The organism is Nonomuraea sp. NPDC003201 (assembly GCF_053590415.1).
The window spans coordinates 1-19,942 of the sequence record NZ_JBSFTC010000221.1; the positions used below are offsets into that span (position 1 = coordinate 1).

A 19,942-nucleotide genomic window follows, 5' to 3' on the forward strand; every position below is an offset into this window, starting at 1 on the left:
CCAGGGGAGCTTCGTTGCCACCAACCCCCTGCCACTCAGCTGCGCCCCACTCGTGATCACACCGAACGCCACTCTTAACTAAGCGGCATTGGGGCCTGCCCCCACACAACACAGCCTGAGCCCTTTCGCGCGAAGCGCGCCTCTGCGAAGACCGCGCCCTTTGGGGGTCGAAGGGGGCGAAAGCCCCCTGGGAGACGCTGCCTGGAACCCCGAGCGCGAAGCGCCCAGGAGTGGAAGGCCTTGCTTTTAGCTGGGCCGCGCCCCCGTGACCAGGTAAACGACATCCGCCGCCACCCGCACCGCGTGGTCCGCGTACCGCTCGTAGTAGCGCCCGATCAACGTGATGTCGATCGCCGGCTCCACCCCGTGCTCCCAGTCCTTGGACAGGATGTTGCGGAACAGCCGCCGGTGCAGCCGGTCCATCGCGTCGTCGTCCTGCTCCAGCTCCAGCGCCGAGTCCACGTCCCGCGAGGCGATGCAGCTGCCGGTCTTGGTGACGAGGTTCTCCGCGATCTGGCCCATCTCCACGATGGTCGAGCGCACCTCGGCCGGGATCGCCGACTCGGGGTGGCGCAGGCGGGCGACCTTGGCGACGTGGACGGCGAGGTCGCCCATGCGCTCAAGGTCGGTGCCCATGCGCAGCGCCGTGATGACCATTCGCAGGTCCACGGCCACCGGCTGCTGCCGGGCCATGAGGTCGAAGATCGAGGCCTCGATCTCGGCGAACGTCGCGTTCACTTCCTCGTCCCGGGAGATGACACTCTCGGCGAGCTGAAGGTCGGAGTCCAGGAGGGCCGTGGTGGCACGGGAAATGGCAGAGCGGACAAGCCTGGTCATCTCAACCAGCTTGTCAGTCAGCGAATCAAGTTCTTCATGGTACGCGTCGCGCATGTGGTCACCGTACGTGCCGCTCGATGAACGAACCCCTACCGTCAGATGAACTTTCCAGGAAAGGGGCCTTCCATCCCTGATGAGAGGGTCTGCGCCTGGGAGAAGGCCGCCTACCATCGATGACATGAGTGAGATGGCCATGAGCTTCGCGGCCCTGGCCGGGTTCGTCGTGGGCGCCCTGGCGGTCCTGTTCTACCGCAACCAGATCGAGGCTCCGAAACGCGCTGCCGTGGAGGATGGCACACAGACCGGGAGCGCGCTGCCGCAGGGCGTCGCGTCCGTGCTGGCCGTGCTTCCTTCCTCCGCCGTGGTGCTCGACGCGCATGACAAGGTGCTGCGCGCCAGCTCGGCCGCGCGGGCGTTCGGGCTGGTCAAGGGTGACCGGCTGATGGCCGCCGAGTTGCTGGCGCTGGCCCGGCAGGTACGCCGTGACGGCGAGATCCGCGAGAGCGAGATCGACGTGGCGGGGCACAAGTTCGGCCAGGAGACCACGAACTTCGCGGTACGCGTGGCTCCGCTCGGCTCGCACGGCCAGGTCCTGGTGCTCGCGGAGGACCAGACCGAGCGCCGCAGGGTCGAGGCCGTACGCCGTGACTTCGTCGCGAACGTCAGCCACGAGCTGAAGACCCCGGTGGGCGCCATGAGCCTGCTGGCGGAGACCATTCAGGACGCCGCCGACGACCCCGAGGCGGTCAGCCGCTTCGCCGGGCGCATGCAGCACGAGGCCGCCCGGCTCAACTACCTCATCCAAGACCTGATCACACTCAGCAGGATCCAGGGCGCCGAGCCCATCCCCACCCCCGGACAGGTCTCCATCGACGAGTCCATCCACGACGCCATCGACCACTGCAACACCAAGGCCGTCGCCAAGGACATCACGCTGGTGTCCGGCGGCACCGAGGGCCTGCGCATCTGGGGTGACGACGAACTGCTCGTGACGGCACTGCGCAATCTGATCGACAACGCCGTCGCGTACAGTCCGGAGCACACCCGGGTCGTGGTCAGCGTGCGGCCCGCCGGTGACTCGGTGGAGATCAGCGTCAGCGACCAGGGCATCGGCATCCCGGAGGAGGCGCTCGAACGTATCTTCGAGCGGTTCTTCCGCGTCGACGCGGCCAGGTCGCGGGCGACCGGTGGCACCGGGCTCGGCCTGGCCATCGTCAAGCACGTCGCCGCCGCGCACGCCGGCGAAGTGTCCGTTTGGAGCAAGGAAGGGTCCGGCTCCACCTTCACGCTCCGCCTGCCCGCCTTCGGCGGCACGGCGGTGGCAGTACCACCCTCGATTCCCCTGGAGACAGCCCAATGACTCGCGTACTTGTCGTCGAAGATGAGGAGTCCTTCTCCGACGCCCTGTCCTACATGCTCCGTAAAGAGGGTTTCGAGGTGTCGGTCGCGGCGACCGGGCCCGAGGCTCTCGACACGTTCGACCGCAACGGAGCAGATCTGGTGCTGCTCGACCTGATGCTTCCCGGTCTGCCCGGTACGGAGGTGTGCCGCTCCCTCAGGCAGCGCTCCAAGGTACCGGTGATCATGCTGACCGCCAAGGACAGCGAGATCGACAAGGTCGTGGGCCTCGAACTGGGCGCCGACGACTACGTCACCAAGCCGTTCTCGTCCCGCGAGCTGGTGGCCCGCATCCGCGCGGTCCTGCGCCGGCAGGGCGACGTGACGGAGGAGCTGGAGACCGCGGTGCTGGCCGTCGGGCCCGTGCGCATGGACGTCGACCGCCACGTCGTCGCCGTGCGCGGCGAGCAGGTGCAGCTGCCGCTGAAGGAGTTCGAGCTGCTGGAGGTGCTGCTGCGCAACGCGGGGCGTGTACTGACCCGTGGCCAGCTCATCGACCGCGTGTGGGGCGCCGACTACGTGGGCGACACCAAGACCCTCGACGTCCATGTCAAGCGCCTGCGCGCCAAGATCGAGGCCGACCCGTCCAACCCGCGCTGCATCCTCACGGTGCGCGGCCTGGGCTACAAGTTCGACGCCACCGAAGAGTAGAAAACCCTTGTTCCGGTACGAGTCGCGTACCGGAACAAGGGTTTCGGCGTTTCCGGGGAAAGGTCAGTGGGCTTCTTCGGAGGCCGACGCGGACGGCGTCGGGGTGGGCGTGGGGGCCGCGGGGGCGTTCGGCGCCGGCGGGTAGTCCTTGAACTCACGGCTGCGCGTCACCACAGGGACGTTCAAGGACACGATCCCGGCGTTGGCGAACTGGAGGTCCAGCTTGATGCTCTCGCCGCCCCTGAGGCTCTTGGGGATCGCCTCGAGCATGAGCTGAGGGGTGGGCTTGCCGGTGTTCACGAGCTGGCGGCTCGGGAGCTGGATCGGGGCCGTGACCTTGACCGTCCCCATGGTCCCGGCGGAGACCGCCTCGAGGGTGTCGGGGGTGCCGGCGGTGTTGAGAATGTTCAGGTAGATCGGGGCGGAGCCGCGCCAGGCGAGCTGCGCACCGGCGTCGGGCCCGAGAATGAACGCCTGCGGGATCTGAATGCCGCGCGTGCCGTAAGCACCGTTCTCGATCAATGCCAGTGCCTCGTTGGGCGCGTACGGCTTGTTGGTGGTGGCGTCGAATCCAGCCCCGCAGCCCGCCAGCATGGGGGCTGCCAAGAACGCGGCGACGACAATCCAGCGACGGCTGGTCACGGGCGGGTTCTCCTTGGTCTTGCGGAGGGCTCGCGCATGCGCTAAGCGCAGGTGGCGCGCATGCGTGATGTGCAGCGCCCACCATATCCATCCGAATCCATGGTCATATCCACGCCCCTGCAGGTCATTAGCTATGTCCGGAAATGCCAGACATAGAGTTGAGCACTTGTCAAGCCCTAATATGCGGCCTTGACCTGCAGTTATGAGGATTTCACTGTTCCGGGAGGCTGTGGATGCGTGGTACCCTGGAGTACAGCGGAAGGGGTACTTGTCACATGACTTTCCAGGTCGGCGACACAGTCGTCTACCCCCACCATGGGGCTGCTCGGATCGAAGCAATCACGAAGCGATCCATCAAGGGTGAGGAAAAGACCTACCTGGTGCTCAAGGTCGACAAGGGCGACCTTACCGTCCAGGTGCCAGCCGAAAACGCAGAACTCGTCGGTGTGCGCGATGTTGTCGGCCAGGAAGGCCTTGAGCGGGTTTTCGATGTCCTGCGGATGCCGCACACGGAAGAGCCGACCAACTGGTCTCGTCGCTACAAGGCCAATCTGGAGAAGCTCGCCTCCGGCGATGTGAACAAGGTCGCCGAAGTCGTTCGGGACCTGTGGCGGAGAGACCGCGAGCGCGGCCTGTCCGCGGGCGAGAAGCGCATGCTCGCCAAGGCGCGTCAGATTCTGGTCAGTGAGCTTGCCCTGGCGGAGAAGACCAACGAGGACAAGGCTGAGGCCCTGCTCGACGAGGTTCTCAACTCCTGAACATCAATCTTCCACGGGTGGGCGTCGGAGTCGACGTCCACCCGTTCGCTTCAGGAGCCTCGGGACGTGAGCTCAACCTCGCCGGCCTGCACTGGCCGGGCGAGAGCGGACTCGAGGGCCATTCGGACGGCGACGCGGCCGCGCATGCCGCGTGTGACGCGCTGCTGTCCGCGGCCGGCATGGGTGATCTCGGGCAGCTGTTCGGGACCGCGGACCCGCGATGGGCGGGTGCCTCGGGCGTCGCGCTGCTGGAGGAGACCGCGCGCCAGGTGCGTGCCGCGGGCTATGAGATCGGCAACGTGGCCATTCAGGTGATCGGCAACCGGCCCAAGCTGGCGCCGCGCCGTACCGAGGCCGAAAAGGCGCTCAGCGCCGCCGTGGGCGCGCCTGTGAGCGTTTCGGCCACCACCACCGATGGGCTCGGGCTGACCGGGCGGGGAGAGGGCGTCGCGGCCGTCGCGACAGCCCTGGTCGTCAACCTTTCCTGAACGCCGGGCGTCTTACGTGTGGATGCGTGAGGGTGTCCCGGCGGGTCGTCGCGAAGCCCGCTGTATCAGGAGGCGGCGGTTCGTCACTGGCGCGGTACGGACCGCCGTCTCCCCTTTTTGGTTGTTTTGCCTGCTCTGAGGGTATGTGTCCCCACGACATGTGAACGTCTCGGGGGGAGCAGCACATGATCGGCGCGATAGTTTCCGCGATCGTCATCGGCGCCATCGTCGGCGCCCTGGCCAGGCTGATCGTTCCTGGCAGGCAGAACATGTCCATCGGTCTGACCCTCATCGTCGGCATCGTGGCAGCCCTGATCGGAACGCTGATCGCGCAGGCCGCCGGCGTGGCCGACACGCGGGGGATCGACTGGATCGAGCACATACTCCAGCTCGTGCTGGCGGTGATCGGTGTGCTCCTCGTGACGCGCTTCACCGCGGGACGCACCGGGCGTACGCGTGGAACACCATCCTGACCTGCGCATTCGTAAAGACCGCGCATAAAAGCGGTAGATCGGGTAGCGAGCATCTCCGTGAGAATGAACCGCTCACTCTCACGGGGAGGTTTCGTACCATGACTATCGAGTCCATCCTTGGCGCCATCGTGATCGGCGCCGTGATTGGCGCAATCGGTCGCCTCCTGCTCCCCGGCAGGCAGGCCATCGGCTGGATCCTCACCATCGTCGTCGGCATCGTGGCCGCCCTGCTGGGCACGCTGATCGCTCAGGTGCTCGGCGTCGCGACCACCCCCGGCATCGACTGGATCGAGCTGGTGATGCAGGTGGTGCTGGCCATCGTCGGCGTCGGCCTGGTCGCCGGGCTCCGGCGCGGCTCCAGCGTCTAGACGGAAATAGATGGGCCCGCCCGGGATCGTGCCGGACGGGCCCTCTCATGTCTTACGGCTCAGTCTTCAGGGGGACGTGGGGTGCTGCGGAGGCGTTCGGCGGGGGCCGGGGCGTCGTCGTCGTGGATCACCGGGTGGGGGGCGGTGTCCTCTAACTCGTCCTCCCGCGGGCGCTCCAGGTCGTCGGCCAGCTCGGGGCCGTGCCCGGGATCCGGTACGTCGTCCTCGATCACGGGGTGCGGCTGGGTGTCCACGTCCTTCTCGTCGACGCGCGGGTGGACCAGGACGTCCGTCGGCTTGACCCGGTCGCCCCAGCGGACGGGGCGCGTGGGGGACTCCGGTGCTTCTTCGTGCTGCACGGGCCACTCCGCCACCTGCGCCGCCAGCGGAGCAGGGACCTCGGCGACCTCCTGGACCTGCTTGGGGGCCTCCTGGACCGGCTCGGGGACTTCCCGGACCGGCTCGGGGATTTCCTGGACCGGCGCCGGCTGCGGCGTCTCGGAGAGCCGTTCCGAGTAGATCTCGACGGCCGGTCGCTCGGGCTCCGGATGGAAGGGGACGATGTCCTGCTCGGCCTCGGTCTCCTCGCTCTCCGCCCGATGCGCCTGTACGTGCTTGATCAGCAGCAGCCAGAGCCACAGGGCCACGGCCAGCATGACCCAGGGCGCCAGGGCCACGCCCACGGCCGTCGCCCGCACGTCGAACGCGAACCGCACCGCCGTCGCGACGTTGGCCGCCGCTGCCGCCACGATGAGCACGACCAGCACGAACGCGGCCTGCGCGCGTACCAGCAGCCGGGCGGAGCGCAGCAGCAGCACGTCGATCAGCGCGATCACCAGGAGCGCGTCGAAGGCCGCCGGATAGAGGAAGGCGAGATTCTGACCCGCCTCGCCGGTGATGGCCAGCGCGCGCAGGTCGTCGAAGGAGAGCGCGCACGCGGCCCCGGCGAGGGCGGCGACCGCGAGTCCGGCCAGGGCAATGCCCAGGCGGCGCAGCATAGAGGGGGGAGTCACGTCCATGGCGGTTCGAGCCTACAGAAGAATGAGGACCAGGACCGATCAAGGGAGATACATGGCCGAGCTGTCGGAAGATGCGCGCAAACTCTTGGATGCCCCGAATTATGCGACGGTGACCAGCCTCAACCCTGACGGTGGGCCGCAGTCGACGGTCGTGTGGGTACGCACGGACGGTGACGACGTGCTGTTCTCGACTGTGCGGGGGCGCAGGAAGCCGCGGAATTTCGAACGGGACCCGCGGGCGAGTCTGCTGGTCATCGATCCGGAGAATCCGTACAGGTATGTGGAGGTGCGCGGGCGCGTGACCATCACGCCCGACCCGGAAGGGGCGCTCATTCAGGAGCTCTCGCACAAGTACCGAGGGCTCCCATGGGAGGACAAACCGGGCGTCGAGCGAGTAATCGTACGGATCTCGCCGGACAGAGTGACGTTGCGAGGCTGATTTATCGACGTGACGGCGGGATTTATCGGCGTGACCAGCCCTCTGAGGCGTTAGCCTTGCCTTCGTGAGCCTGCACATCTACGACACCAGCACGCGCGCCATCCGTGAATTCGTTCCGGTCGAAGCCGGCCGGGCGTCGATTTACCTGTGTGGGGCGACCGTGCAGGCTCCTCCGCACATCGGGCATATCCGCTCGGGCGTGAACTTCGACGTGCTCCGGCGCTGGCTGACACGATCCGGTTATGACGTGGCTTTCTGCCGTAACGTCACCGACATCGACGACAAGATCATCAGGGTGGCGGCCGAGGAAGGCGTGCCCTGGTTCGTCGTGGCCGAGCGCAACCAGCGGGCCTTCACCTGGGCGTACGACACGCTCGGCTGCCTCCCGCCGACCGTCGAGCCGCGCGCCACGGGCCACGTGCCCGAGATGATCACGCTGATGGAGCGGCTGATCGCCCGCGGCCACGCGTACGCCTCCGGCGGCGACGTCTACTTCGACGTCCAGTCCTACGCCGATCGCTACGGCTCGCTGTCCAACCAGAAGCTGGACAACATGCGGGCCGCGGCCGACACCGACGACGAGTCCTGCAAGCGCGACTCCCGCGACTTCGCCCTGTGGAAGGGGGAGAAGCCGGGCGAGCCGACCTGGCCGACCCCTTGGGGCCCCGGCCGCCCCGGCTGGCACCTGGAGTGCTCGGCCATGGCGACGAAATACCTCGGCCCGACCTTCGACATCCACGGCGGCGGGATCGACCTGATCTTCCCGCACCACGAGAACGAGATCGCCCAGTCCCAGGCGGCCGGCGACGGCTTCGCGCGCTACTGGATGCACAACGGCATGCTCAAGATCGGCGCGGAGAAGATGAGCAAGTCGCTCGGAAACTCGCTGCTGATCCCCGAGATGGTGCAGAAGGTCCGGCCGGTGGAGCTGCGCTACTACCTGGCGGCGCCGCACTACCGTTCCTCGATCGACTACTCCGAGGAGGCCCTGCTGGAGGCGGCCGCCGCGTACCAGCGCATCGAGGGCTTCGTCACGCGCGCCGCCGAGGTCATCCACGACGTCGACGCGGACGCGCCACTGCCGCAGGCGTTCGTGGACGCCCTCGACGACGACCTCGGCACGCCGCAGGCGCTGGCGGTCGTGCACGAGGTGGTGCGCGAGGGCAACGTGGCGCTGTCGCGCGGCGACAAGGAGGCCGTGGCCCGGCTGCTCGCCGAGACCCAGAACATGCTGGACGTCCTCGGCCTCGACCCCCGCTCGCCGCAGTGGCGGGGTGCGGGCTCGGACCTCTCGCCGGTGGTGGACGCGCTGGTGGCCGTCGCACTCGAACAGCGCAAGGCGGCCAGGGAGCGCAAGGACTACGGCGCGGCGGACGCGATCAGGAACCAGTTGGCGGCGGCGGGGATCACGGTGGAGGACACCCCGCACGGGGCCCGCTGGGAGCTCACCCGCTAGCCCCAGACGTTCTGGTGGCGGCGGCCTTGTGCGGTGTGCACAGGGCCGCCGCTGTCGCGATTGGCGGTGGTTCCGTGCGGTATGCGCGGGGCTGCCACTGCCGCGATAAGCGGTGGTCTCGTGCGGTGTGCAAGGGCCGCTACTGCCGCCATAAGCGGTGGTCTCGTGCGGGTGTGCACAGGGCCGCTACTGCCGCGATTGGCGGTGGTCTCGTGCGGTATGCGCGGGGCTGCCATTGCCGCGATAAACGGCAGGCCCTATGCCGAGATCCTGCCGAGCAACCCGCCGCACGCCCCGTCCGCCCCGGCGGGCCGGCCTCTCCGAGCCGCCAGAACCGGAGCAGCGCCGCATTGAGACGGTCGTGAAGCTCGGCCGGGGAGACCCGAGCCGCCAGGACCTGAGTAGTGCCAAATTGAGGGCGGCCTTGAAGCTCGGCCAAGACATCTGAGCTGCCGGGACCGGAGTGGCGCTGAATCGGGGCGGTCGTGAAGCTTGGCCGGGACATCTGAGTTGCTGGGACCGGAGTGGCGCCGAACCGGGGCGGTCGTGAAGCTCGGCCAGGACATCTGAGTTGCTGGGACCGGGGCAGCATCGAGGCCACCAGGCCAAGCGCTTCGCCTGACCTGAGCGCTCGGGCCTGTTTGTTGCGGTTCTCGTCCTCGATTGTGGCGCGACCCTGGTAGGCCATCGCCATCGCGCGTGGAGACGGTACCGACGAGGAATGATCCTTGATCGACCCTCACCCGCCTCTGGGTGCCGCAGGTCCGATTCCGGACCTGCGGCGGCAGCTCAATGCAGTGATGTGGCGGTTTCCTGCCGGCAGCCCGTGGCGGGGTGGATTTCGCCACGGCCCGTGCCCACCATCGTGTCGGCGGGATGGTCCTGGACGCCGAGTTGGTCAAGGCGGTGACGGAGGCCGTTGACCAGGGAAGGGGCTGCATCAAGAGGGGTAAATCTCACAGGTCGACGGGCTCGACAAGGCGGACGAAGACGGGGACCGGGGGCGGGCGCCGGCGGTTGCCACTACTGCGGAGCAGGGTGCGGCTGAAGGCGGCCACACTCTGGGCCGCTCGCAAGGTGAGCTGAGCCGCAAGGTCTACCTGTCCGCCGCCCGGCGATGCCATCCGCTGCCCTCCATCCGCACCCCAGGCCAGGCTAGACACCCCCGCAGTCCTGGTCCGTATCAAGGTCGCGGCTCCCCTCAGGAGCTCGGCATCTCCGAGAGAGCTTCTTTACGGCGACAACCCTTAACCGCGCCGGCGACCAGAAGACGTTCCCGCGTCGGCGACGAAGAGCTGTTCCCGCGTCGGCGTCCAGGAGACCTTCCCGCGCCGGCGTCCAGGAGACCTTCCCGCGCCGGCGTCCAGGAGACGTTCCTGCGCCGGTGACGAGGAGACACTCCCGCGTCGGCGTCCGGAAACGCCGTCGCTGGTACGCCGTGCCGGTGCGATGGCCTTCTCGCCGCGTGTGCCTACACCCCGCGGAGCGGCTCGTCAGAACCCTCCCCATCCACGGCTTCCCGAAATTGAACTTGCCACTTCAAAATCAGGAAGCTCATGGTTAATATTGCGACCATGGCATGACGGAAAGCGAGGTGACATCCGCACGCACGCCCCAGACGCACAAGCCAGCACATCCCGCCGGTCGCATGCGCGGATTCGGGGCAGTGCGGCCAAACCGCCGACATCTCCGGCACTCGGTCCCCAACAACCGGCCCCTGCGACCATCCCTCACGGCAGCAGGGTCAGTGCGACCTCCGCCGCCCTCGTCCGGGCGCCTGCCCCCTGTGATCCCCTGCGATTTCAAGTACCTCGACCACCCACCCGATCCCAATGACCCCCAGCCACGACCCCCAGCCACGACCCCCAGCCACGACCCCCATCCACGACCCACATCCACGACCCACATCCACGACCCCCATCCACGACCCCCATCCACGACCCCCATCCACGACCCCCATCCACGACCCGGAGACGATCCCATGAGACCGAAAATCGGCTATTTACTCCCGACACGTGACTGGACAGTGCTCGGCAACCACGACCTGTCCGCGCTCATCGAGCAGGCAAGGCTGGCCGACGAACTGGGGTTCGACTCGGTGTGGGCGGGCGACAGTCCGGTGACGCGCCCCAGAGCCGACGCGCTGATGTTGCTCGCCGCAGTCGCCGCCACCACGAACCGCATCACGCTCGGCACCGCGGTCCTGCTCCCCGCCCTCCGCCACCCGCTCCTCCTCGCCCACCAACTCGCGACACTCGACGGCATCGCGGACGGACGGCTGATCGTCGGCATGGGCGGAGGATTCGCCCACCCGAACACCGAGGCCCAGTTCGAGGCGCTCGGAGTCGGCTTCAAGCGCCGGATCAGCCGCATGGAGGAGTCGATCGACATCATGCGACGCCTTTGGACAGGCGAAACGATCTCGCACCAGGGCGGGCATTTCACGTTCCACGATGTAACGCTCGACCCCAAGCCCGTACAGGCCGGTGGGCCGCCGATATGGCTGCCGGGCAGCGGCGAGCGGGCACTGCGGCGAGCGGCCCGCCTGGCCGACGGCTGGCTGCCCTACCCGCCGACGCAGAAGGCCTACGCGGAGGACCTGAACGCGCTGACGTCGATCGGCACACCCCAGGCCTCATCGACAGCCGGCACCCCTGAAGCCGCGTCGGCAGCCTCGTCAACAGCCGGCACCTCTGAAGCCTCGTCGGCAGCCTCCAGAGCCTCATCAACAGCCTGTACCCCTGAAGTCTCGCGGGCAGCCTCCGGGGGCTCGTCGACAGCCGGCGCCTCCGAAGCCCCGCCCACGGAAGGCACGCGCGAGCACGGATCCCCCAGAGCCTCGTCGGCCCGCCCCTTCACCCCGGCCCTGTACGCCACCATCTGCCTGGACGAGGACCCCGAACGCGCTCGTCACCGCCTCCGCACCAGCATCGAGCGCTACTACAACGCGCCGCTCGAGTTCGTCGAGAGCATCCAGGCCATGTTCGCCGGCACCCCGGAAGAGGCCGGGAACTGGCTGAACGGTTACATCGAGGCAGGTGCCCGGCATGTGGTGATCAGGCTGGCCGTGGACGATCACCGGGCGGCCATGGAGGAGTTCGCCGCGCAGGTGATGCCCAGGATGGGGGAGAGATGACCACGTTCGTCCTGGTGCCGGGCGCCTGGCACGGGCCATGGGCCTGGGACCGCGTCGTACCTCTCCTGGAACGATCCGGCGCCCGCACGATCACCCCGGACCTGCCCCACGCCCCTGACACCGGCCTGCACGACCACGTCGAACAGGTGCTCACCGCCCTGGACACCGCACCCGACGACGACCGTACGGTGCTCGTCGGACACAGCTATGCGGGCCTGGTGGTACGCCAGGCGGCCGACCTCCGGCCGGAACGCGTACACCATGTCGTACTCGTGGACGGCTGGGCAGGCCCGAACGGCGCCGGCATGTTCACCCTCGCCCCCGAGGCCTTCGTACAGGCCATCCGCGCCTCCGCTGACGACGGGCTGATCCCCGCTCCCACGCCGGAGCTCTTCGGCATCACCGACCTCGCCGACGCGGCCTGGCTCCGGGAGAGACTGCGCCCGCACCCGCTGCGTACATTCACGGACGCGACGCGCCTCAGCGGGGCGGTCGACCGGATCCCCGGGACAGGCATCTTCTGCCGCCCCCAGACCTTTCCGTTCGAGCAGTTCGCCAAGTCGGTCGGCTACCGGACGCTCGCGATCGAGGGCCCGCACGACGTGATGCTCCAACATCCGGAACCACTCACCCAACTACTCGTTGACGTAGTCGAGGGTTCGAAAAGGGGAAGCCCGAGATTAAGCTGATGAAGTGGATCGGACGTACAACCAGTTCTGCGCCACAGCGCGGACGCTCGACCTCGTAGGGGAGCGCTGGACGCTGCTCATCGTGCGTGACCTGCTGACCGGCCCCAAGCGCTTCTCCGACTTCCAAAACAGCCTCCGCGGGCTCGGCACGGGCCTGCTGGCCGCGCGCCTGAAACATCTCGAACGTGAAGGACTGGTACGGAAGGTCACGCTCCCCGCGCCCGCCCGCACGCCCGCGTACACGCTCACGGAGGCAGGCGCCGAACTCGCCCCCGCCGTGCTCGCCCTGGCGCGCTGGGGCATGAAATGGGCCATGGGGGACCGCCGGGAGGGCGAGGCGTTCCACGGCGGATGGGCGGTTCTGGGGCTGAGGGCCTGCTTCGACGCGGAGGCGGCGCGGGGGGTGCGGGCGATGTACGAGTTCCGGGTGGGGGACGAGGTCTTCCATGCCCTGGTCCAGGACGGGACGATCGACACCCAGCACGGTCCGGCGCAGCGTCCCGACGCCGTCATCGAGACCGACGACGAGGTGCTGGTGGACATGGCGGCCGGGCGTACGACGTTCGCGGAGGCGGTCAAGGAGCGTCGCGCGGAGGCGTCCGGCGACCCGGCGGCGCTGGGTGCTCTGTACGGAATCTTCCGCATCCCGGCCCCGGAGGAACGCGCCATTCCCGGCGTGGGCTAAGGCGCCCGGCGGCCCGAGTACCCTTATTGGCATGGCAGCAGGCGGTAGGGCTTCGGGCAGGCCCGCGAAGAAGAAGGGCCCGTCCAAAGGCGCCGGAGGGCAGGGCCGCCGGTCGCTCGAGGGCAAGGGCGCGACCCCGCCTGCCGAAATGCGGCATTGGTACAAGGACAAGGCCCGCACAGAGCGCATCGCCCGCGAGGATCGCGGCGGCGCCCGACGTCCCGCTCCGGCGCGGCAGCGGCGCTCCGAGGACGCGCCCGAGTACATCGGCGGCCGCAACCCCGTACTCGAGGCCCTGCAGGCGGGCGTCCCGTCCAGCGCCCTCTACGTCGCTCAACGCGTCGACAACGACGATCGCGTACGCGACTCCATCAGGATCGCGGCCGAACGCGGCATCGCCCTGCTCGAGATCTCCCGCGACAAGCTCGACCGCCTGACGGAGGGCGTCGTCCACCAGGGCATCGCGCTCCAGATCCCGGCGTACGACTACGCGCACCCGTCCGACCTCGTGGAGCTCGCGCAGGACGCCGCCGAGGTCCCGTTGATCGTGGCCCTCGACTCGGTCACCGACCCGCGCAACCTCGGCGCCATCGCCCGCTCGGCCACCGCCTTCGGCGCCCACGGCCTCCTCATCCCCTCCCGCCGCTCGGCCGGGGTCACGGGCGGGGCCTGGAAGACCTCCGCGGGCACCCTCGCCACCATGCGCGTGGCCCGCGCGGCCAACTTGACGGCGGCGCTGCGGGAATACCGCGAAGCGGGCCTGTTCGTCATCGGCCTCGACGGCGCCGGCGAGACCGACATCGGTGATGTCGACCTGCTCACCGAGCCGCTGGTGGTGGTCGTGGGCTCGGAGGGCAAGGGGCTTTCGCGGTTGGTCCGGGAGCAGTGCGACGTGGTGACCCGGATCCCGATGCAGGCGGCCGCGGAGTCGCTCAACGCGGGAGTGGCGGCCGGAGTGGCGCTGTACGAAGTCGCTCGTCACAGGCGCCTCTAGCGTCTACACTGGTAGGCCGCGCCGACGTAGCTCAATCGGCAGAGCATCTGTCTTGTAAACAGAAGGTCAGGGGTTCGATTCCCCTCGTCGGCTCTGCAACAGGAAGCCCCTGAACAGGCGATTCGCCGTCAGGGGCTTCTTGGTTTGTCAGGACAATGTCGAGATCTTGCTAACGGGCTTGCTAACACGGTGGCTCTCGTCTTCAGCCGTTGACGGCCTTGGCGAAGACGTCGGCGGCGGACGCCGCTTGCTCGTGGATGACGTGGGCATAGACGCGCAGGGTGATCGCCGGGTCGGCGTGCCCCAGGCGAGCCGCGACGACGTGAACCGGGACGCCGGCCAGGAGCAAGGTCGTGGCGTGGATGTGGCGGAGGTCGTGCAGGCGGGCGTGGGGGAGTTGGGCTCTCGGATTCTGCTTGTTGTGGGTCTCGATGAGCTTAGGCATCAAGGAGCTGGGCGTGTCCGGGAAGAGGGGATCTCCCCAGCCCGTCGTGAAGACGTACGCGCCGCCGCCCTTCCAGGACTCGCCGAGCCGGAGACGTTCCTCGTCCTGGCGGGCTCGATGGGCCTTGAGGACCTTGACCGTGCCGGGGTCGAGGGACACTACGCGGGAACGTCCGCTCTTGGTGGTGCCCTCGATCCGCTGACGGTCGATCACTGCGGCTGTGCCGGTGATGTGGATCTGGGGCTTGTCCAGGTCCACATCTGTCCAGCGGAGGTTGAGCAACTCGCCGCGACGAGCGCCCGTGTAAGCGGCCAGGTGGAAGAAGGCGTACAGGCGGTGCTCGTGAGCCGTCATGAGGAACGCGCGGAGCTGGGCTGGGGTCCAGATCATGCCGGGCTCGGTGGCCTGGGTGCGTGGGAGCTTGGCGCGTTCGGCGGGGTTGTTGGGAAGTAGCTCGTCCACGAGTACGGCGTCCGTGAGGGCCTTGCGGAGCACTGTGTGAACGTGCTTGACGGTGTTCGCTGCGAGTGGGCCGCCCTTCTTGCCGCCGCTCGTCAGCAGGTCGCGGTAGAACTTCGTGATTGCCGACGGGCGTAGGGCCTGCAGGCGGACGGTACCGATCCGGGGCGTGATGTAGAGGCGGATCATGTCGCGGTAGCCCTTGAGCGTGTGTGGTTTGATCTCGACGGCGTGGCCCTCGATCCATTCGGCGAGATATTCGGCGACCGTGATGGCGTTCCGATCGATGTACTCACCGCGCCGCGCCCTCACCCTGGCCTCGTCGCGAGCGGCCTTGGCGTCATCCTCAGTGGCGAAGCCACTCACCCAGCGCGGCCTGCTCTCGCCGGTCTCAGGATCCTTGACGCGGATGACGTACGACCAGGTGGTGCCGCGCTTCATCACGCCGTCACGGAGCTTCGGAGCCTTCTTCTTGCGTGGCTGGTCGTCTGCGGCTGCCGCGAGAGTCTTGGTCATGCTGCGTTCTCCTTCGAGGTCAAGCGGGTGATGTAGTCGTTGAGCGCCGTGACGGCGATGCGGCGAGAACCGTCGATGCGGAGTGAGGTCACTGCGCCTGTGGCGAGCAGCTGGTACAGCTTGCTGCGCGAGATGGCCAGGGCTTCGGCGGCTTCGGGGACGGTGAGAAGGAGTCGGGTCAAAGATGGCCTCCCGAAGTGGTGCCGGTAATGGCTGCGGCGAGGAGCGCGTCGCCAGCCGAATGGCCCTGTCCGGCGTACTGCCAGTGGGCGATGACGAGGACGGTGTCCTCGTCGAACAGGGGCAGGCGTCCATGAGTGACCTCTTCGGTGAGAACGAAGCGCTCTCTCGCTGCCCGGAGCTCGCCGAGGGTGGTGGAGTAGCGGCGGCTCTTGGTGGAGAAGTGGCCGCGGAAGCCGAGCATGTGGGCCCAGTGGATAAGCCGGAGGTCGGCCAGTCCGGGGTGGTTGCCGAGGCGCATGCAGGCGGCGATTAGGCGGCGGGCATGGTCGCGAATGGGCAGGGCGTCAAGGTCGTCGAGTGGTTGGACGCGGCGGTCCAGGGTGCCGACGCATTCGGCGGCTTTGGTGGCGTACTTGGCGATATAGGCGGCCACCGCCTGTTCGGTGAGGTTGCCGTCCATGGTGATGCGGCGGACGTCGAGCTGTGTGCCCCACTGGAAGGTGCGGCTGAGCGGCTTGGCCTCCGCTGTCACGGCTGCTGCTGCATGCTGGACGGCCTGGGCCAGGTCGTCGACTGTGGCCCAGGCGGGTGACGGTGAGTTCGGGCCATCTGGGCCGTCGAGGCGGATGACGGCGTGGAAGTGGACGACGCCGCGGCGCTGGTATTCGGCGACCTTGGCGAAGGCGATGCTGACGTGTTCGTGTAGGGCCTTGACGGTCAGGCCATTGAGTCGGGCGAAGCGGCGGCGCAGGGCGAGCGTGAAGCGCCGCCACAGTTCTGGGCTGATGGCGTTGAACAGGACCGAGCCGTCGTAGTCGTAGCACTCCGGACACAGCGGCTCTCCGAGACGGGGATCGTCAGCGCTGTGCCGCTCGGTGCACGACATCACCCGGCCGTGAGGGCAGGTCTGGGCGTCACGGCGGGCGTGGCAGGGCAGGACTTTGCCTTCCTTCCCCCGCCGCACGTGGACGGCCCCGAAGGATGGCGCTGTGAGGGTGAGGAACAGGCACGGGTGGCTGCTGACGGTCTCGGGCACGCCCTTGCCGCCGACGAGGCCGGCGCGGACGAGTTGGTAGGTGTCGGCGCGGTAGACCTCGGCGCAGGCCGGACAGCGGGAGGCGCGGCGGGTCTTGCACGGGACGCGTAGGACGCCGTTGGGTTCGGTGGTGGTGCTGTAGCGGTGCAGGAGTTGGCCGGTGGCCTGGTCGTGGTGTTCGACTTTGCCGTGTAGGTGGATGGGCTGACGGCAGCCGCCGGTGCGCTTGATCTGGCTGGCCCAGCGGTCGTAGTCGGGTTGGTTGAGCCGATGGATCATTCCAGCCACGGCGTGGCTGTGAGCAAGGTGGGGCAAGATGGGTCCTGTCCTATCCAGTGACTCTGGTGTGGATGGCCCCCGGCCTGGCGCGGATCTTGGCGGATGTGTGGCCAGGCGGGGGGCGCCTGCGGCTATGCGCCGTGGTTGTCGATGCCGATGCCGTCGCAGTCGGCGCAGGTTTGGTCGTCGGAGATTCCGGTGCCGTTGCAGGTGCAGCAGCGGTAGTGGGCGAGCGTGGCGTCCATGGTCATCGGTCTTCGTACGGGCTGTCGGGCGTGACGCAGCCGCGGTAGCTGTCGTGGGCGGCGTAGCGGGCGCGGGACTCGGCCAGGATCGCCACAGCGCGGTACTCGATCGGGCCGAAGAACAGCGTGGTCGTGTAGTGGCCGTCCGTCCCGTCGATGTGGCTGCCGAGCAGGGCGGCCAGGCGGTTGAGCTCGGCGCGCATTTCCGCGTCCTGGGCGTCGGGCACGAAGTGATGCACGGTCGTGCTCCAAGGCGTGGGGATCTCGGGGCGAGCTTCGAGCAGGTCGGCCAGGGCGCGGAGTCCAGCGACGAACGCGGGCCGTGAGTGGCTGGTGGACATCGAGGGCGTTCCTTTCACTTGTTATGGGCGGGCTGCAGGATGTGAAGTAGGTCGGCAGCGAGTTGGTCGGACACGCCCAGGCGGGTGCGGATGAGGTCTGAGGTGATCGGGCTGCCGTGCTTGGCGTGGTGCTCGTCGGCGATGCGGCGGGCGTAGTCCACGAGGGTCGGATCGGGCGCAGGAGCGTTGTGCTGGCGATCGACTTCGTAGGCCGGGGTCAGGGCAGGACGGTCAGCGTGTGGGACGACCTGCAGTGCGTCGGTACGGGTGGCGGTGGCGCGGCGTTCGAGCATGGAGACGGCGACGAGGAAGGCGCCGGCCGGGGTGGCGGCGGTGATCCAGCCCCAGGCGGTCGGTGTGGCTTGGGCGAGGTTGGCGGCCAGGGACAGGATGATGCCTCCAGTCAGGACGAGGACGGGCCAGGAGACGAGGCCGCGTCGGGTTCGGCCGGTCTTCTTGTCGCGTTGGCGTTCCCGGGCGGCCATGACGCAGGTCAGGTCGATGCAGATGGCGATGGCCCAGGACATCCAGCCGGTCTGGCCGTGCTGGCTGGCGGTGTCGCGGATGTGGGTGAAGGAGCCTGCTCCTGCGATAAGGGCCAAAACGAGGACAGGACCGGTGTTGAGCAGCCAGGCGGCGACGTGGCGCATCTCGACCCCCTTTCGGTGTCGGTTCAGGCCGTCTGCTGGTCGGGCGTCTCCACGGGTTGAGCGGCCATCACGTCGGCCCAGGTCGGTGCCTGGTCGGAGTAGGTGTGGGCGGCGTTTTCGGCCGCTTGTTCGCTGACGTAGAAGGAGCGGGCGCGGTACCACTGGCCGTCTTGTGAGGCGACGATGGCGACGCCGGGTGTCTCGGCGGCGATGGCGCGGGCGGAGTCGAGCGCTGCCGGGTCGAGGTCGCCGAGCGTCATGGTGGCGGTTTCCGGATCGTTGACCCGGTGGCAGATCCGCCCCGAGCACTGGGCGCGCAGGGCCGTGACACCAGGGCCGAGGTCGGAACCGATCCGTTGGCCGCAGCAGAACAGGTAGATCCCGAACGCTCGCCCGAGCTGGGCCACCCGCAACAGCGCGGTCGAGGTCTTGGCGATCTCATCCTTCTCCGACTTGTCGGCCATCAGGTACAGCTCGGCCAACTCGTCGACCAGGACCACGACGGGCACCGGACGCATGCCGGGCGGGAGCTGCCAGATGTTGCGGGCCGAGGCCATCCGGCACACGCCCATCCGGTCCGTCATGAGCGCCACCAGGTCATCCAGTAGCCCACCGCACTCCGCTCGCGTGGTGGCCAGCGCGGACAGTCGCGGCGCGTACGGGGTGAACTCCACGCCGCCCTTGAGGTCGAAGCCGACCAGGGCGACCGGTTGCGGGGCCAGGCCGACGATGAGCGCGTTGGCGAGGTTGGACTTGCCGGATTGCGTCGCTCCTGCGTTCAGCCAGTGCGGCACGGTGCGGAAGTCGATGACCCACGGCGTACCGGTCTCCAGCCGTCCCACGGTGACCTTGAGCAGTTCGGTGGACGGCGGGAGTTCGTCCACCTTGACCAGCGAGTCACGGACGGTGGCGGCCAGACGGACCCGGCCGGGTTTGTCGGAGGAGACGCGCACGGCATGCACACCCCAGGAGTGCGCCAGTCGTTCGGCGACGTCGGCGTAGTCGGCCGGGATTTGTCCTTCTAGGGTGTGCAGGGTGACGCGCCAGCCGTAGCGGGTCGGGAGCGGTAGCCACATGAACGGCTTGGTGTCCACGGCGATGCGTTGCCACTTGCGCCGGACGCGGACGACGCCGGTCGAGGCGACCAGGCCGGGGACGGTGGTGAACCAGAAGCGCTGCCGCTTCTTGGTCAGGTTGCAGCCGAGGGCGACCTTGCGCCAGGACGCCCGGATGCTGATGGCCGTGATCGGGAAGCCGATGACGAGCCAGAAGGAGCGGTAGTGCCAGCGGCGCCAGGCCCAGAGCCCGGCCGCGATGGCGGCCAGGACTCCGAGCACCGTGTAGAGCTGGTCAGACACCGGTGGCCTCCTGCTGCGGGAGCAGGGCGGTGGCCCGGTAGGAGATGCCCCAGCGTCCGGCGATCTCCCAGACGTAGCCGAGCAGGCCGACCGCGTTGACGGCGTCGCCGGCCTTGATGGGCGGCTCACCGGTGATGCCGATCTTCACGAGTTCGATCCGGCCGAACTCGTCTTCCACGGAGACGGTGACCTCGTAGACGGTGTTGCCGTTCTTGTCGGTCTTGATCTCGCCGGTGTCCTTGTTGAGCACGCGAGGGCGCGGGGCCTTCACGCAGGTGATGCTGAGCTTGCTGACGTCCACAGGGATGGGGACGGTACGCATGGTGAGTTGACCTCTCGTCGGCCTGTTGATCAGGCGTTTCAGGACGAGGGAGGCCGTGCCGTCAGCTCGGAGGCG

General features: G+C 68.2%; 22 protein-coding genes and 1 tRNA gene. 13 read left to right on the forward strand and 10 right to left on the reverse strand.

The features are described 5' to 3' along the window. Nucleotides 1-246 precede the first annotated feature (246 nt). A complete protein-coding gene (gene phoU / locus ACWDX9_RS44630) occupies nucleotides 247-891 on the reverse strand; it encodes a phosphate signaling complex protein PhoU (protein ID WP_449965971.1) in 645 nt (214 codons plus the stop codon). A 133-nt stretch (nucleotides 892-1,024) separates the two neighbouring features. Between phoU and ACWDX9_RS44635 the strand changes: the two genes are divergently transcribed. Both ACWDX9_RS44635 and ACWDX9_RS44640 read left to right on the forward strand, forming a co-directional pair. Beyond that, the gene (locus tag ACWDX9_RS44635) at nucleotides 1,025-2,197 is read left to right on the forward strand and encodes a sensor histidine kinase (protein ID WP_449905147.1); all 1,173 of its coding nucleotides are present in this window, start codon (nucleotides 1,025-1,027) and stop codon (nucleotides 2,195-2,197) included. Further along, nucleotides 2,194-2,886 (forward strand): winged helix-turn-helix domain-containing protein, encoded by a 693-nt coding sequence (locus tag ACWDX9_RS44640; protein ID WP_387569782.1) that lies wholly within the window; start codon nucleotides 2,194-2,196, stop codon nucleotides 2,884-2,886. Before ACWDX9_RS44635 ends, ACWDX9_RS44640 begins: the two co-directional genes overlap by 4 nt. 63 nt (nucleotides 2,887-2,949) lie before the next feature. On the opposite strand, the gene ACWDX9_RS44645 is transcribed toward ACWDX9_RS44640, so the two are convergent. Next, nucleotides 2,950-3,528 carry a copper chaperone PCu(A)C gene (locus ACWDX9_RS44645; RefSeq protein ID WP_449965975.1) on the reverse strand — a complete coding sequence of 193 codons (579 nt, stop codon included), beginning with the start codon at nucleotides 3,526-3,528 and terminating at the stop codon, nucleotides 2,950-2,952. Nucleotides 3,529-3,803: 275 nt separating this feature from the next. Here ACWDX9_RS44645 and ACWDX9_RS44650 point away from each other — a divergent pair, with 275 nt between their 5' ends. The 4 genes from ACWDX9_RS44650 (at nucleotide 3,804) to ACWDX9_RS44665 (ending at nucleotide 5,615) form a co-directional block, all read left to right on the forward strand. After that, nucleotides 3,804-4,286 (forward strand): CarD family transcriptional regulator, encoded by a 483-nt coding sequence (locus ACWDX9_RS44650; RefSeq protein ID WP_043624891.1) that lies wholly within the window; start codon nucleotides 3,804-3,806, stop codon nucleotides 4,284-4,286. A gap of 17 nt (nucleotides 4,287-4,303) precedes the next feature. Continuing rightward, nucleotides 4,304-4,774, forward strand: a complete 471-nt coding sequence (gene ispF / locus ACWDX9_RS44655) for a 2-C-methyl-D-erythritol 2,4-cyclodiphosphate synthase (protein ID WP_449965977.1) — start codon at nucleotides 4,304-4,306, stop codon at nucleotides 4,772-4,774. Between the two features lie 185 nt (nucleotides 4,775-4,959). Further along, on the forward strand, nucleotides 4,960-5,247 hold the full coding sequence (locus ACWDX9_RS44660) for a GlsB/YeaQ/YmgE family stress response membrane protein (protein WP_449904995.1): 288 nt from the start codon (nucleotides 4,960-4,962) through the stop codon (nucleotides 5,245-5,247). Nucleotides 5,248-5,345: 98 nt separating this feature from the next. Continuing rightward, entirely contained in the window at nucleotides 5,346-5,615 is a 270-nt protein-coding gene (locus ACWDX9_RS44665) for a GlsB/YeaQ/YmgE family stress response membrane protein (protein ID WP_192789802.1), read from the forward strand. A 59-nt stretch (nucleotides 5,616-5,674) separates the two neighbouring features. On the opposite strand, the gene ACWDX9_RS44670 is transcribed toward ACWDX9_RS44665, so the two are convergent. Beyond that, a complete protein-coding gene (locus tag ACWDX9_RS44670; protein WP_449965979.1) occupies nucleotides 5,675-6,628 on the reverse strand; it encodes a DUF2637 domain-containing protein in 954 nt (317 codons plus the stop codon). A gap of 58 nt (nucleotides 6,629-6,686) precedes the next feature. Between ACWDX9_RS44670 and ACWDX9_RS44675 the strand changes: the two genes are divergently transcribed. The 7 genes from ACWDX9_RS44675 (at nucleotide 6,687) to ACWDX9_RS44705 (ending at nucleotide 14,126) form a co-directional block, all read left to right on the forward strand. After that, nucleotides 6,687-7,073: a PPOX class F420-dependent oxidoreductase gene (locus ACWDX9_RS44675; protein ID WP_387569798.1), complete on the forward strand. Its 387-nt coding sequence runs from the start codon at nucleotides 6,687-6,689 to the stop codon at nucleotides 7,071-7,073. Nucleotides 7,074-7,137: 64 nt separating this feature from the next. After that, nucleotides 7,138-8,529 (forward strand): cysteine--tRNA ligase, encoded by a 1,392-nt coding sequence (cysS, locus tag ACWDX9_RS44680; protein ID WP_364266812.1) that lies wholly within the window; start codon nucleotides 7,138-7,140, stop codon nucleotides 8,527-8,529. Between the two features lie 1,981 nt (nucleotides 8,530-10,510). Continuing rightward, nucleotides 10,511-11,665, forward strand: coding sequence for an LLM class flavin-dependent oxidoreductase (locus ACWDX9_RS44685; protein ID WP_449965984.1), 1,155 nt, complete (start codon nucleotides 10,511-10,513; stop codon nucleotides 11,663-11,665). Continuing rightward, the gene (locus ACWDX9_RS44690; protein WP_449965987.1) at nucleotides 11,662-12,354 is read left to right on the forward strand and encodes an alpha/beta fold hydrolase; all 693 of its coding nucleotides are present in this window, start codon (nucleotides 11,662-11,664) and stop codon (nucleotides 12,352-12,354) included. The genes ACWDX9_RS44685 and ACWDX9_RS44690 overlap by 4 nt, the downstream gene beginning before the upstream one ends. Before the next feature lie 4 nt (nucleotides 12,355-12,358). Then, on the forward strand, nucleotides 12,359-13,039 hold the full coding sequence (locus ACWDX9_RS44695; protein WP_449965989.1) for a winged helix-turn-helix transcriptional regulator: 681 nt from the start codon (nucleotides 12,359-12,361) through the stop codon (nucleotides 13,037-13,039). Nucleotides 13,040-13,070: 31 nt separating this feature from the next. After that, nucleotides 13,071-14,033 carry a 23S rRNA (guanosine(2251)-2'-O)-methyltransferase RlmB gene (gene rlmB, locus ACWDX9_RS44700; RefSeq protein WP_449965992.1) on the forward strand — a complete coding sequence of 321 codons (963 nt, stop codon included), beginning with the start codon at nucleotides 13,071-13,073 and terminating at the stop codon, nucleotides 14,031-14,033. Between the two features lie 20 nt (nucleotides 14,034-14,053). Next, a tRNA-Thr gene (locus tag ACWDX9_RS44705) sits at nucleotides 14,054-14,126 on the forward strand. A gap of 109 nt (nucleotides 14,127-14,235) precedes the next feature. Here ACWDX9_RS44705 and ACWDX9_RS44710 read toward each other — a convergent pair. The 7 genes from ACWDX9_RS44710 to ACWDX9_RS44740 form a co-directional block, all read right to left on the reverse strand. Further along, nucleotides 14,236-15,453, reverse strand: coding sequence for a tyrosine-type recombinase/integrase (locus ACWDX9_RS44710; protein WP_449965995.1), 1,218 nt, complete (start codon nucleotides 15,451-15,453; stop codon nucleotides 14,236-14,238). After that, on the reverse strand, nucleotides 15,450-15,635 hold the full coding sequence (locus ACWDX9_RS44715) for a helix-turn-helix domain-containing protein (protein ID WP_449965998.1): 186 nt from the start codon (nucleotides 15,633-15,635) through the stop codon (nucleotides 15,450-15,452). Before ACWDX9_RS44715 ends, ACWDX9_RS44710 begins: the two co-directional genes overlap by 4 nt. After that, the gene (locus ACWDX9_RS44720; RefSeq protein ID WP_449966000.1) at nucleotides 15,632-16,951 is read right to left on the reverse strand and encodes a replication initiator; all 1,320 of its coding nucleotides are present in this window, start codon (nucleotides 16,949-16,951) and stop codon (nucleotides 15,632-15,634) included. Before ACWDX9_RS44720 ends, ACWDX9_RS44715 begins: the two co-directional genes overlap by 4 nt. Before the next feature lie 247 nt (nucleotides 16,952-17,198). Continuing rightward, nucleotides 17,199-17,537: a hypothetical protein gene (locus tag ACWDX9_RS44725; RefSeq protein ID WP_449966003.1), complete on the reverse strand. Its 339-nt coding sequence runs from the start codon at nucleotides 17,535-17,537 to the stop codon at nucleotides 17,199-17,201. A 14-nt stretch (nucleotides 17,538-17,551) separates the two neighbouring features. Then, a complete protein-coding gene (locus tag ACWDX9_RS44730; RefSeq protein ID WP_449966006.1) occupies nucleotides 17,552-18,187 on the reverse strand; it encodes a DUF2637 domain-containing protein in 636 nt (211 codons plus the stop codon). 23 nt (nucleotides 18,188-18,210) lie between these two features. Next, on the reverse strand, nucleotides 18,211-19,545 hold the full coding sequence (locus ACWDX9_RS44735) for an FtsK/SpoIIIE domain-containing protein (RefSeq protein ID WP_449966009.1): 1,335 nt from the start codon (nucleotides 19,543-19,545) through the stop codon (nucleotides 18,211-18,213). Further along, a partial coding sequence (locus tag ACWDX9_RS44740) for an SCO3933 family regulatory protein (protein WP_449966012.1) occupies nucleotides 19,538-19,942 on the reverse strand: 405 nt, incomplete at its 5' end. The genes ACWDX9_RS44735 and ACWDX9_RS44740, both read right to left, overlap by 8 nt.

Bases quoted from the DNA above. Each gene is read 5' to 3' on its own strand.
- phoU (WP_449965971.1), bottom strand. From the start codon at position 891: ATGCGCGACGCGTACCATGAAGAACTTGATTCGCTGACTGACAAGCTG.
- ACWDX9_RS44635 (WP_449905147.1), top strand. From the start codon at position 1,025: ATGGCCATGAGCTTCGCGGCCCTGGCCGGGTTCGTCGTGGGCGCCCTG.
- ACWDX9_RS44640 (WP_387569782.1), top strand. From the start codon at position 2,194: ATGACTCGCGTACTTGTCGTCGAAGATGAGGAGTCCTTCTCCGACGCC.
- ACWDX9_RS44650 (WP_043624891.1), top strand. From the start codon at position 3,804: ATGACTTTCCAGGTCGGCGACACAGTCGTCTACCCCCACCATGGGGCT.
- ACWDX9_RS44660 (WP_449904995.1), top strand. From the start codon at position 4,960: ATGATCGGCGCGATAGTTTCCGCGATCGTCATCGGCGCCATCGTCGGC.
- ACWDX9_RS44665 (WP_192789802.1), top strand. From the start codon at position 5,346: ATGACTATCGAGTCCATCCTTGGCGCCATCGTGATCGGCGCCGTGATT.
- ACWDX9_RS44675 (WP_387569798.1), top strand. From the start codon at position 6,687: ATGGCCGAGCTGTCGGAAGATGCGCGCAAACTCTTGGATGCCCCGAAT.
- ACWDX9_RS44685 (WP_449965984.1), top strand. From the start codon at position 10,511: ATGAGACCGAAAATCGGCTATTTACTCCCGACACGTGACTGGACAGTG.
- ACWDX9_RS44690 (WP_449965987.1), top strand. From the start codon at position 11,662: ATGACCACGTTCGTCCTGGTGCCGGGCGCCTGGCACGGGCCATGGGCC.
- rlmB (WP_449965992.1), top strand. From the start codon at position 13,071: ATGGCAGCAGGCGGTAGGGCTTCGGGCAGGCCCGCGAAGAAGAAGGGC.
- ACWDX9_RS44710 (WP_449965995.1), bottom strand. From the start codon at position 15,453: ATGACCAAGACTCTCGCGGCAGCCGCAGACGACCAGCCACGCAAGAAG.
- ACWDX9_RS44720 (WP_449966000.1), bottom strand. From the start codon at position 16,951: ATGATCCATCGGCTCAACCAACCCGACTACGACCGCTGGGCCAGCCAG.
- ACWDX9_RS44725 (WP_449966003.1), bottom strand. From the start codon at position 17,537: ATGTCCACCAGCCACTCACGGCCCGCGTTCGTCGCTGGACTCCGCGCC.
- ACWDX9_RS44730 (WP_449966006.1), bottom strand. From the start codon at position 18,187: ATGCGCCACGTCGCCGCCTGGCTGCTCAACACCGGTCCTGTCCTCGTT.